1 protein-coding gene is annotated in these 14,190 nt (G+C 72.3%); it reads left to right on the plus strand.

Annotation, left to right across the window (positions count from 1 at the left end; genetic code table 11):
* On the plus strand, window positions 1–14,190 hold a 14,190-nt coding region (locus tag CLV67_RS50645; RefSeq protein ID WP_146169664.1), incomplete at both ends, for an amino acid adenylation domain-containing protein.

Below are 14,190 nucleotides of genomic sequence, written 5' to 3' on the forward strand. Positions count from 1 at the left end.
ACCGGCGACCTCGCCCGGCAACTACCCGACGGCAACCTCGACCACCTCGGCCGCACCGACCAGCAACTCAAGATCCGCGGCCACCGCATCGAACCCGGCGAGATCGAACACGCCCTGACCACGATCCCGGAGGTCAAGGCCGCGGTAGTCGTGGGTGTCGAGGACCGGCTGATCGCCTACCTGGTCCCGGACGGCGAAACCCTGCCGGCCGCCGACCGGCTGAGAGACCACCTGAGGGCCACGCTGCCGGAACACATGATCCCGGCGATCTACATCGAAATCACCGACATCCCGCTCACCGCCAACGGCAAACGCGACCTCACCGCCCTCCCGGTGCCGGACGGCGACAGGCCGGAGCTGAGCACCGGCTACCGGCCCCCGGTCACGGCGACCGAGCGGGCACTCGCCGCCATCTGGGCCGAACTGCTCGGCCTGGACCGGGTGGGCGTGAGCGACAACTTCTTCGACCTGGGCGGGCACTCGCTGCTCGCCACGCAGGCCGTCATCCGTATCCGCAGCACTCTGGGGGTCGAGGTAACCGTGGCCAACCTGTTCGATCAGCCGACCGTCGGAGCCCTCGCCGCAACCGTCGACGCGGCCACGAAGCCCGCAACCGCCGACGCGGCCACGAAGCCCGCAAGCCTCGACGCGGGTACGAAGCCCACAAGCCTCGACGCGGCCACGGAACCGGCCACGACGATCATCCCGCGCGCCGACCGGAACGGGGAGCTGCCGCTCTCGCCGGGTCAGCAGCGGCTGTGGTTCGTGGCACAGGTCGATCCCGGTTCGGTGGCCTACAACCTGGCGACGCTGATCGCGTTCGACGACGCGCCGGTGGACGTCGACGCGCTGGGTGACGCGCTGTCCGCGCTGGTGGCTCGGCACGAGATCCTGCGGACCCGGTTCGTGATCGGCGCCGACGGCGATCCGGTCCAGGTCGTCGACCCGCCGGCCCGGTTCGATCTGGAGGTGGTGGACGCGGCCGATGACACCGACGCTCACGAGCGCGCGTCCGCGCGTACCCGCCAGCCGTTTGATCTTGCCGAAGGTCCGTTGATCCGCGGCACCCTGCTGCGCCTCGCCGGTGGCCGCGGGCTTCTGCTGCTGGTCCTGCACCACGCGGTGACCGACGAGTGGTCGGAGCGGGTGCTGCGGCGGGAGCTGTCCGCGCTGCTGGCGGGTGAGACGCTGCCGCCGCTGCCGATCCAGTACGCCGACTACGCCGTCTGGCAGCGGCGTCATGTGATCGAAGACGGACATCTGGACTACTGGCGCGCCCAGCTCGCCGACCCGCCGCTGCTGGAACTGCCGCTCGACCGCCCGCGCCCGCCGATTCGTTCCTCCGAGGGCGCGGTCGTCGACTTCACCGTTCCGGACGAGGTGCGCGACGGGCTGCGGGCGCTCGCGGCCGGTCACGACGCGACCATGTTCATGACCCTGATCGCCGCCTACGCGGTCCTGCTGGGCCGCTACACCGGCCAGGACGACCTGCTCATCGGCACCCCGATCGCGAACCGTGGCCGGGCCGGGACCGAGGACCTGATCGGCTTCCTCGTCAACACGCTCGCGCTGCGCAGCCGCCTCGACGACGACCCGACGTTCGCCGAGTTCCTCGTGGCGACCCGGCGGACGGTGCTGGACGCGTACACGCATCAGGACGTCCCATTCGAGCAACTGGTCGACGAGTTCGACCCGGCTCGTGATCGTTCCCGGACTCCGCTGGTGCAGACGGTGTTCAACCACGTCCGGCGGGAGGCAGCGGGGCAGCTGCGGCTGACCGAGGTGTCGGCGCCGGGCGACCTGGACCTGACCACGGTGGAGATGGACGGGGCGCTGGGCGGGGCGTTCCAGTACAGCCCGGTGCTGTTCGAGCGGGCGACGATCGAGCGGATGGCCGGGCACCTGCTGGGCCTGCTCACGTCGATCGTGGCGGACCCGGACCGGCCGGTGTCCCAGCTGGACATGCCGGAGCGGCCGCTGCGCCGGCAGGCCGGGGCGGAGTCCGGCGGTGGCATTCACGCGCTGATCCTGGCCCGTGCCGCCGAGCGGCCCGACGCGCCCGCCGTCGTGTTCGGTGACTCCACCCTGACCTACGCCGAGCTGGTCGATCGGTCCGCACGGCTGGCGAACCACCTGCGCGACCGTGGCGCCGGTGCGGAGGACGTGGTCGCGCTCTGCCTGGACCGCGGCACCGACATGGTCGTGGCGATGGTGGCGGTGTGGATGGCCGGCGCCGCCTATCTGCCGCTGGATCCGGCGTACCCGGCCGACCGGCTGCGGCTGCTGCTCGCCGAGAGTGGCTCGGAGCTGCTGGTCTCGGCGACGGGGATCGTGGACCGGCTGCCGGGCGTACCGGCCGTGGTGCTCGACGATCCGGCCACGGTCGCGCTGCTGCGGGACTCCTCGCCACGGCCGCCGCGGGTGACCGTCCACCCCGGCCAGGCCGCCTACCTGATCTTCACGTCCGGGTCGACGGGTGTGCCGAAGGGTGTGCTGGCCACCCACCGGGGGCTGGCCAACCTGGTTCCGGCGCACGAGGACCGGTATGCCATGGACCGCGACAGCGTGATGCTGGAGTTCGCCTCGATCAGCTTCGACGCCGCGGTCGCCGAGATCACGGTGCCGCTGGCCATCGGCGCGACCGTGGTCGTCGCCGACGCGGCGGCCCGGACCGGACCGGACCGCCTTGCCACGCTGATCCGCGACCACCACGTCACGGTCGCCTGCCTGCCGCCGTCGCTGCTGGCCGCCATGGATCCGGCGGACCTGCCGGGGCCGATGACGATCGTGAGCGCCGGCGAGGCGCTGCCGCCCGAGGTGGCTGCCGGGTGGGCCCGGCACCACCGGCTGCTCAACGGTTACGGCCCGACCGAGAACACGGTCTGCGCGACGATCGGTGACATCCCGGCCGGGCTGGACGGGCCGCCGCCGATCGGGGTGCCGATCACCGGCACCGAGGTGCACCTGCTCGACCGGCGGCTGAACCGGGTGCCGGACGGTGCGACCGGTGAGATCTTCATCGGCGGCGCGAGCGTCACCCGCGGCTACCTGGGGCAGCCGTCGCTGACAGCGGAGCGGTACGTGCCGGACCGGTTCAGCGCCGGCGGCGGCCGCCTCTACCGCACCGGCGACCTGGCTCGGCGGCTGCCGGACGGGCAGCTGCACTTCATCGGCCGCATCGACCACCAGATCCAGATCCGTGGCCACCGGGTCGAACCGGGCGAGATCCAGCACGTCCTGACCGCGCACCCGGCCGTCACGGCGGCCGTCGTCACCGCGCACGAGCAGCGGCTGATTGCCTACGTGGTCGCCCCGTCCGGTGCGCCGAACGTCGACGAGCTACGCGCGCACGTGGCGGCGGCTCTGCCGGGCCACATGATCCCGGCGGTCTTCGTCGAGCTGGCCGCCCTTCCGCTGAACGCCAACGGGAAACTCGACCGGGCCGCGCTGCCGGACCCGGACAGCCTGCGGCCGGAGCTGAGCGCCGGATACCGTGCACCGGCCGGCGCGACCGAGGAGACCGTGGCCGGGATCTGGGCGGACCTGCTCGGCCTGGACCGGGTCGGCGCCGACGACGACTTCTTCGACCTGGGCGGGCACTCGCTGCTGGTCGCCAGGGTGATCAACCGGGTGCGGGCCGTGTTCGGCGCCGACCTGCCGGTGGCCGCGGTGTTCGACCATCCGACCGTCGCCGGGCTGGCCGCGGTCATCGACGGCGCGGGCGCGCGGGCCGGGCAGGCGCCGGTGGAACGCGCGGACCGGACCGGGCCGCTGCCGCTGTCGTTCGCGCAGCAGCGGCTCTGGTTCCTGGCCGAGCTCGACCCGGACTCCACCGAGTACCACGTGTCGGCGATCGTCGACCTCCCGGAGACCGTGGACACGGAGCGGCTGGCCAGGGCGGTCACGGCGGTGGTGGCGCGGCACGAGGTGCTGCGCACCCGGCTGGTCGCCGGTGCCGACGGGGTGCCGTACCAGGTGATCGACCCGCCCGCGCCGGTGCCGCTCGGCACGGTCGAATGCGCCGCCGGCAACCTGCGCGCCGTGGTGAACGGCCTGATCGGCGAGCGGTTCGACCTCACCGCCGGGCCGCTGCTGCGGGCCACGCTGATCCGCGCCGGCGACCGCCGGATTCTGCTGCTGGCCATGCACCACGTGGTGTGCGACGAGTGGTCGGCGGGGATTCTCAAGAACGAGATCCTTCTGGGGTACGAGGGAAGCCCGCTGCCGTCCCTTCCGGTGCAGTACGCCGACTACGCGGTCTGGCAGCGCCGCCACCTGACCGGCGAGGTGCTGGACGGTCAGCTCGACCACTGGCGTACCCGGCTGGCCGACCCGCCGGTCCTGGAGCTGCCCGCCGACCGTCCCCGCCCGCCGATCCGCTCCAGCGAGGGTGCGGTGGTCACGGTGACCGTCCCGGCGACGGTCGCCGACGGTCTGCGGAAGCTGTCCCGCCGCCGTGGCGCGACCATGTTCATGACGCTGACCGCCGCCTATGCCACCCTGCTGCACCGGCACACCGGCCAGGACGACCTGATCATCGGCACCCCGGTCGCCAACCGCGGCCAGGCCGAGACCGAGAACCTGATCGGCTTCTTCATCAACACCCTTGCGCTGCGTGCCCGCTTCGACGGCTCCCCCACCTTCCTCGAGCTGCTGGACCAGGTCCGCGGCACGGCCCTCGACGCGTTCGACAACCAGGACCTGCCGTTCGAGCAGCTGGTCGACGAGCTGGTGCACACCCGTGACCGGTCCCGGACCCCGCTGGTGCAGACCGTCTTCGGCTACGTGGCCGCGACCGACGCCGCGTCACCGGCCGAGCCGGTGGCCCGCTTCGACGTACAGCTGACCGTCTTCGAGACCGGCGACGGCGACCTGCTGGCGGCGTTCGAGTACAGCACCGCCCTGTTCGACGCCGCCACCGTCCGCTCCTGGGCCGACCACCTGCTGGTACTGCTGGCCGGGGTGGCCGCCGACGCGGACGTGCCGGTCGCGCTGCTGCCGATCCTGACCGGCACCGACGCGGACCGCGTGGCCGCCTGCAACGACACGGCGACACCCGTCGTCCCCGCGAGCATCGTGGACCTGTTCGCCGAACAGGCCGCCGCCCGACCCGACCAGGTGGCCATCATCGACGGCGACCGGGAGACCACCTACGCGGAGCTCGACCGGAACTCCGACGATCTCGCCCGCCGCCTCGGCGTGCAGCCGGGTGAACTGGTCGCGCTGATCATGCCGCGCGGCACCGGCCTCGTCACGGCCATGCTCGCGGTCCTCAAGGCGGGAGCCGCCTACCTGCCGATCGACGTCACCACACCGAAGGCACGGGTCACCAAGCTGCTGCGCGATGCCGACCCGGCCGTCGTGCTGACCGGCGTCGACGTCTCCGGGCCGCCGGCCGGTGAGCTCAGGCGGCCGCTGCCGGGCCAGGCCGCGTACCTGATCTACACGTCCGGCTCGACCGGCACGCCGAAGGGTGTGCTGGTCAGCCACCACAGCGCGACCGTGCTGATCACCACGAGCGCGCAGGTGTACGGGTTCGGGCCGGACGACACGTGGACACTGTTCCACTCGCCCGCCTTCGACTTCGCCGTGTGGGAGATCTGGACGCCGCTGCTCACCGGCGGCCGGCTCGTCATCACCGACCAGGCCACGAGCCGTGACCCGGACGCGTTCAGCCGGCTGCTGGCCCGGCACCGGGTGACCGTCCTGAACCAGACGCCGTCCGCGTTCGCCCAGCTCACCCCACCGGCCGAGCACCGGCCCCGCCTGGTGATCTTCGGTGGCGAGAAGCTCGAACCGCAGCACCTGCGTCAGCACTGGGCCGGCTCGACGCTGATCAACATGTACGGCGTCACCGAGACGACGGTCGTCACCACCCACACCCCCGCCGACCCGGCCGGACCGATCAGCATCGGTACCCCGCTCCCGAACACCCGCGTCCACCTGCTCGACCGCAACCTGCAGCCGGTGCCGCCCGGTGTAACCGGCGAGATCTTCATCGGCGGCACGGGCCTGGCCATCGGGTATCACGGGACACCCGCGCTCACGGCGGCCCGGTTCGTCGCCAGCCCGCTCGGTGGCGGCGAGCGGCTCTACCGGTCCGGTGACCTGGCCCGGATGCTGCCCGACGGCAGCCTCGACTACCTGGGCCGCAGTGACCTGCAGCTCAAGGTCCGCGGCCACCGCATCGAGCCCGCCGAGATCGAGAACGCGCTGACCGGGCACCCGGGCGTCGATGCGGCGATCGTCACGGCCCACGACAACCGGCTGGTCGCCTATGTGGTGCCGGACGGCGAGCTGCCGGCCGCCGACGAACTGCGTGACCACCTGCGGGTGTCGCTGCCGGAGAGCATGGTTCCGGCGCTGTTCGTCGAGATCAGCGGGGTCCCGCTCAACGCCAACGGCAAACGGGACCTGACGAGGCTGCCGGTTCCCGACAGCAACCGGCCGGAGCTGAGCACCACCTTCCAGGCGCCGCGGACCGCGGCCGAGCGGGCCCTGGCCGAGATCTGGACCGACCTGCTCGGTCTCGACCGGGTCGGTGCGGGCGACGACTTCTTCGATCTGGGCGGGCATTCGCTGCTGGCCACCCGGGCGATCGGCCGCATCCGCACCGCCCTCGGCGTCGACCTGCCACTGGCCGCCCTGTTCGACCACCCCACGGTCCAGGAACTGGCCGCCCACATCGACGCCCTGAGCGGCGAGGCGGCCGTTGCGTCGCTCGCGCCGGTCGGGCGTGACCGGCGGCTGCCGCTCTCGTTCGCTCAGCAGCGCCTGTGGATCCTCGCCCAGCTGGATCCCGGGTCGACCGAGTACCACGTCCCGATCACGATCCCGCTCGGCGCGGAGGTCGACGGCGACCGGCTGGCCGGCGTACTGACTCAGCTGGTCGAGCGGCACGAGGTGCTGCGCACGCGGATCGTCGCGGACGGCGACGACGAGCCGTACCAGGTGATCGATCCGCCGGCGGCGTTCCCGCTGGAGCGGGCCGAGGTGGCGACCGAGGCCGACGCGCGGGCGCTCGTCGACGAGCGCGCACGGGTGCCGTTCGACCTGGCCGGCGGGCCGCTGGTGCGCGGCACCCTGATCAGGTTCGGCGGACGGCAGGTGCTGGCCCTGACCATGCACCACATCGTGTGCGACGAGTGGTCGACGGTCATTCTTCAAAACGAGATCCTTCGCGGGTACGACGGAAGCCCGCTGCCGTCACTTCCGGTGCAGTACGCCGACTACGCGGTCTGGCAGCGCGCACAGGATCTCGACACCCAGCTCGGCTACTGGAGGTCCCGGCTCGCCGACCCGCCGCTGCTGGAGCTTCCCACCGACCGGCCGCGTCCACCGATCCGCTCCACCGACGGCTCCGTCGTCACCGTGGAGATCCCGGCCGACGTCACCGCCCGGCTGCGGGAGCTGTCCCGGACCCACGGCGCGACCATGTTCATGACGCTGGCCGCCGCCTACGCGGTCCTGCTGCACCGGCACACCGGCCAGGACGACATCCTGATCGGCACCCCGGTCGCCAACCGCGGCCAGGCCGAGACCGAGAACCTGATCGGCTTCTTCGTCAACACCCTCGCGCTGCGGACCCGGTTCGACACCGATCCGACCTTCGAAGAACTTCTCGATGAGGTACGCCGAACCGCGCTGGACGCCTTCGACAACCAGGACCTGCCGTTCGAGCAGCTCGTCGAGGAGTTCGTCCGGGACCGCGACCGCTCGCGGACGCCGCTGGTGCAGACCCTGTTCAACCACCTCAGCAGCGTCGACCCGGCGGCCGGCGGCGGGAGCCGGCCGGTGGCGGTCAAGTGGGACCTGTCGCTGACCACCGTGGAGTCGGCCGGCATGGTGCACGCGGCCCTGCAGTACAGCACCGCCCTGTTCGACCGTTCCACGATCGAGCGGATGGCCGACCATCTGACGACCCTGCTGCGGGCGGTCTCCTCCGACCCCGGGCGGCCGGTCTCCCAGCTGCCGATCCAGGACGGCCACGACCACCCCGACACCACGGTCGCGCTGCCCCCGGCCGACACCGTCCTCGACCTCATCGGCAACGACGGCACCGCGCTGATCTTCCGCGACGCCACCGTCGACTACAGCGAGCTGCACGAACGCTCCAACCAGCTCGCCCACCACCTGCAAGCGCTCGGCGGCGGCCCGGAGACCGTGATCGCGCTGCCCCTGGAACGAGGATTCGACCTGGTCATCGCGATCCTCGCGATCTGGAAGACCGGCGCCGCCTACCTCCCCCTCGACCCGGCCCACCCGGAAGCCCGCAACCGGCGGATGACCACCACGAGCCGGGCCCTGCTCACCGTCACACCGGAATTCCTGGCCGACCCCGTCATCGCCACCCGGCCCACCAGCGCTCCGGACATCACGATCCACCCCGACCAGGCCGCCTACGTCATCTACACGAGTGGCACGACAGGCAATCCGAAGGGCGTCGTCAACACCCACCGGGCGCTGCTCAACCGCATCGCGTGGATGCAGAACACCTTCCCCTTGTCACCGGACGACACCGTCCTGCACAAGACCCCGACGACGTTCGACGTCTCCGTCTGGGAACTCGTCTGGCCGCTCACCGCCGGCGCCAGGATGGTGATCGCCGAACCCGGCCGCCACGCCGACCTCGACCACCTGCACCACCTGCTGCACACCCACCGAGTCACGACGACTCACTTCGTCCCGTCGCTGTTGCACCACTTCGCAGGCAACCCGTGGCCGCATCCGCTGCCTCACCTTCGTGACGTGATCAGCAGCGGCGAGGCCCTGCCACCCGCGGACGTCGAGGCCCTCCATCGGCGGCACCCGGATGTCACGGTCCACAACCTCTACGGGCCGACCGAGGCCGCCATCGACGTCACCCACTGGACCTGCCCCCGGCCCGTCGGCACCGAGGTCCCGATCGGCCGCCCGATCGACAACATCCGCATCCACCTGCTCGACAAGCACCTGCAGCCCGTTCCGCCCGGCGTCACCGGCGAGATCCACATCGCCGGAACCGGACTCGCCCGCGGCTACCACCACCAGCCCGCACTCACCGCCGAGCGGTTCGTGCCCGGCACCGACGGCGAGCGCCTGTACCGCACCGGCGACCTCGCCCGCCGCGACACCGACGGCACCATCCACTACCTCGGACGCACCGACCACCAGATCAAGATCCGCGGCCAGCGAGTCGAGCTCGGCGAAATCCAGCACGCCCTCACCAGCCACCCGGCCGTAACCGCGGCCGTCGTCACCGCTCACCACGACCGGCTCATTGCCCACGTGGTCGGCCTCGACGGTCTCGGCCAGCAGGGCGGCGCCGACAGCTTCGACGGCCTGCGCGAACACCTGCGCGAGCGGCTGCCCGAGCACATGGTCCCGGCCGTCTACGTTCGGCTCGACACGCTGCCGCTGACCGGCAACGGCAAACTGGACCGGGCCGCGCTCCCGGCACCCGACAACGAGCGGCCGGAACTCGCCGGCGGCTTCGAGGAGCCGGTGACCCCGACCGAGGTGGCGCTGGCGGGAATCTGGGCCGACCTGCTCGAACTGGACCGGGTCGGTGCCACCGACGACTTCTTCGCGCTCGGCGGCCACTCGCTGCTCGCCATCCGGGCGGCCGGCCGGATCCGGACTGTCCTGGGCGCCGACCTGCCGTTCGCCGCCGTTTTCGATCGGCCGACCGTCCGTACCCTCGCGGCTCTGATCGACGCCGACGGCGCCCCCGGCGCCACGCCGATCGTTCCCGCAGACCGTGACCAGCGGCTGCCGTTGTCCTTCGGCCAGCAGCGGCTGTGGTTCCTCGCCCAGCTCGACCCCGCGTCGACCGAGTACCACCTGCCCGTGGTGATCCCCCTGGACGGCAACGATGACCCGGCGGAGGCGCTCACCGCGATCACCGCCCGGCACGAAGTACTGCGCAGCCGGATCGTGGCCGCGCCGGACGGCACGCCGTACCAGGTGATCGACCCGCCAGCGCCGTTCACGCTGGACAGGGCCGAGGCCACGACCGGGGCCGACGCCCGCACATTGATCGAGGAGCTGAACCGGACACCGTTCAACCTCGCCACCGGGCCACTTCTCCGCGGCCTGCTGATCACCGTCGGTGACGACCGGCGGCTGCTGGCCCTCTGCCTGCACCACATCGTCGCCGACCAGTGGTCGATCCGGATCCTCCGCGACGAGCTGACGGCCGCCTCCGCACTGCCGCCGCTGCCGGTGCAGTACGCCGACTATGCGGTCTGGCAGCGTGCGCAGGATCTCGACGCCCAGCTCGGCTACTGGCGTACCCGGCTCGCTGACCCGCCGGTACTGGAGTTCCCGACCGACCGGCCGCGCCCCCCGATCCGCTCCACCGAAGGCGCTGCCGTCCCGGTGGACCTTCCCGCCGAGGTCACCGGGCGGCTGCGGGAGTTGTCGCGGGCCCACGGCGCGACGATGTTCATGACGCTCGCCGCGGCCTACGCGGTACTGCTGCACCGGCACACGGGCCAGGACGACCTGCTGATCGGCACCCCGGTCGCGGGGCGTGGACGGGCCGAGACCGAGAACCTGATCGGCTTCTTCGTCAACACGCTCGCCCTGCGCACCCGCTTCGACGGCGACCCCACGTTCGCCGAGCTCGTCGATCAGGTCCGTGGCACAGCGCTGGAGGCGTTCGCCAACGAGGACCTGCCGTTCGAGCAACTCGTCGACGAACTCGTCCGGGACCGCGACCGTTCCCGGACCCCGCTGGTCCAGACGCTGTTCCACTACGCCGGCGACGAGCCGGCGGGCGCGCGGGCCGACGTGCCGTTCGGTCAGGACGTGCCGTTCGACCTGTCGCTGTCGATGGCCGGCAGCGGTGACGGGCTGCGGGGCGTGTTCGAGTACAGCACCGCCCTCTTCGACCGGACCACGATCGAGCGGCTGGCCGACCGGCTCACCCTGCTGCTGACGGCCGTGGCCACCACCCCGGACACGCCCGTCTCGGAGCTGCCGATCCTCACCCGGGACGACGAGCGGCAGCTCACCGCGGGAACCGGCCTGGATCCGCGGCCCACGGCCGCGACCGGTGTGGACCGGTTGATCGCCGAGGCCGCGGCCCGGTTCTCCGGCGATGCGGCGGTCGAGTGCGGTGACGTGGTGTTGCCCTACGGGGAGCTGACCGCCCGCGCGGACAGGCTGGCCGGGCATCTGCGGGCCGCCGGAGCAGGGCCCGAGACGGTCGTCGGCGTACACCTGCGCCGCGGCGCCGATCTGATCGTCGCGATCCTGGCGGTCTGGCGTGCCGGGGCCGCATATCTGCCGCTCGACCCGGACTACCCGGCCGACCGGCTCGCCTACATGCGGCGCGACAGCGGTGCCGCGCTGGTGATCGACGAGGCCTTCCTCACGGCGTCGGCAGGGACCGCCCTGGGGACGCCGCCGCCCAGCGCGGTGAGCGGGCGGCTCGCGGCGGTCATCTACACCTCCGGCTCGACCGGACTGCCGAAGGCCACGCTGGTCACCCATGACAACCTGCTCGCACTGCACACCGCCTGGCAGCACACCCACTTCGGGCCGGACGACCGGTTCCGGTGGCTGTCGCTCACGAACATCAGCTTCGACGTGTTCACCGCCGACCTGGTGCGGGCGCTCGGCACCGGCGGCACCCTGGTCCTCGGACCGGTCGGGCTGCAGACCGACACGGCCGCGTTCGCGGCAGAGCTCGCGCGGCGGCGGATCGGCGCGTTCGAGTCGGCGCCGCGCTACCTCGACCAGCTTGCCGGGCACCTGGCCGGCACCGGAGCGGCGCTGCCGGACCTGCGGCTGTTCATCGCCACCACCGACACCTGGCACACCGCGGCGGCCAGGAGCGCGTCCCGGGTGCTGCCGGGAGTGCGGCTGCTGACCGCTTACGGCATCACCGAGACGACCATCGACAGTACGTTCGGAGTCGTCGACCTGACGGCCGGGCACGACGGGCCGACCGCCATCGGGCGGCCGCTGCCCGGCACCCGGGTGCACGTGCTCGACCGTCGGCTGCGGCCGGTGCCGCCGGGCGTGACCGGGGAGCTGTTCATCGCCGGTGCGGGTGTCACCCGTGGCTATCACGACCGGCCCGCGCTGACCGCGGAACGGTTCGTCCCCGATCCGTTCGCCGCCGACGGCACCCGCCTCTACCGCAGTGGCGACCTGGGCCGGTTGCGGGCCGACGGGCAGATCGACTTCCTCGGCCGTGGTGACCTGCAGCTGAAGATCCGCGGATACCGGATCGAGCCGGCCGAGGTCCAGCACGCGCTGGAGGAGCATCCGTCGGTGGTCACGGCTGTGGTGTCCGGGCAGGACGACCGGCTGATCGCCTACCTGATGACGCGGTCGGGCCTGCCTCCGGTCGACGGGTTGCGCGCGCATCTGCGTACCCGGCTTCCCGAGCAGTTGATCCCCTCGGTGTTCCTCGAGGTCGGCGCGCTGCCGCTGACCCCGAACGGCAAGGTGGACCTCGGGGCGCTACCGAAGCCGGACACCGCCCGGCCCGGTCTGGCCGGTGACTACCGGGAGCCGGTCACGCCCACCGAGCGGACGCTGGCCGCCGACTGGGCGCGGCTGCTCGGCCTGGACCGGGTCGGCGCCGACGACGGCTTCTTCGACCTGGGCGGGCACTCGCTGCTCGCCATGCAGGCGGTGGCCCGCGCCCGGAGCGTCTTCGGCGCCGAGCTGCCGCTCGCCGCGATCTTCGACCACCCGACGGTGGCCGAGCTGGGTGCCCGGATCGATGCGGACTCCGCGGTTCCGGCCGCTCCCCCGCTGCGGCCGGTCGGCCGGGACCGGGCGCTGCCGCTGTCGTTCGCGCAGCAGCGGCTGTGGTTCCTGGCGCAGATGGATCCGGCCGCGACCGACTACAACGTGGCCACGGTGGTGACCTTCGACGAGGCGCCGGACGCGCAGGCGGTCACGCAGGCGCTGAGCAGGATCGTGGCGCGGCACGAGAGTCTGCGCACGCGTTTCGTGACGGGAGCGGACGGCGTACCGCATCAGGTCGTCGAAGAACCGGCGGTGATCGTGCCGGACCTGCTCGACGTGTCCGGCCTCGACGATCCGCAGGCCGCCGTGCGGGCGCATCTCGCCGCCGACGCGCGGACCCCGTTCGACCTGGCCGGGGGGCCACTGATCCGGGCCACGCTGATCCGGATCGCCGACGACCGGCACCTGCTGGCGCTCGGCCTGCACCACATCGTCTACGACGAGTGGTCGGCGCGGATCCTCGAGGAGGAGTTCGCGGCCCTGTACGCCGCTGTCCGCGCCGGTGCCGATGATCCGTTGCCGCCGCTGCCGGTGCAGTACGCCGACTACGCGGTCTGGCAGCGCGAATGGATGTCCGGACCGGTGCTGGAGTCTCAGCTGGCGCACTGGCGGACCGTCCTGGCCGACCCGCCGGTCCTCGACCTGCCGACCGACCGGCCCCGGCCCGCGGTCCGGTCGTCGGCGGGCGCGTTCGTGGGCTTCGCCGTTCCCGGCCACGTCACCGCCGGTCTGCGGGAGCTGTCCCGGCGGCACGGCGCGACCATGTTCATGACGACCGTCGCGGTCTATTCGGTGCTGCTGGCCCGGCACACCGGTCAGGACGATCTCCTCATCGGTACGCCCGCCGCGAACCGGGACCGCGCCGAGACCGGCCGGATCATCGGCCTGCTGCTGAACACGCTGGTGCTGCGGGCCCGCTTCGACGACGACCCCACCTTCGCCGAGCTGCTGGCCCGCACCCGAGCCGGGGCGCTGGCCGGCTTCGCGCACCAGGACATGCCGTTCGAGCAGCTCGTCGACGACCTGGTGAAGGACCGCGACCCGTCGCGGACGCCGCTGGTCCAGGCGCTGTTCAACTACATCGTGGCCGACGGGTCACCGGGTCTGGAACTGCACGACCGGGACGGGGTGATCGCCAAGTTCGACCTGCGGCTGGTGCTCATGGAGTCGGGCGATCGGCTGATCGGCGGGTTCGAGTACGCGACGGCCCTGTTCGACTCCGACCGCATCCGCCGGATGACCGGCCACCTGCTGGCACTGCTCGAAGCCGTGGTGGCCGACGTGGACGTCCCGGTCTCGCAGCTGCCGCTCGGCATCGCACCGCCGGTTCGGGAGACAGCCGTGATCCCCGCTGTCGGTGGCGTCCACGAACTCGTCACCACCCGCGACGACACCCCGGCCGTCGACGACCTCACCTACCGCGAGCTGCACGCCCGCGCG

The sequence above is a fragment of the Actinoplanes italicus genome (assembly GCF_003001815.1).
Classification (GTDB): domain Bacteria; phylum Actinomycetota; class Actinomycetes; order Mycobacteriales; family Micromonosporaceae; genus Actinoplanes; species Actinoplanes italicus.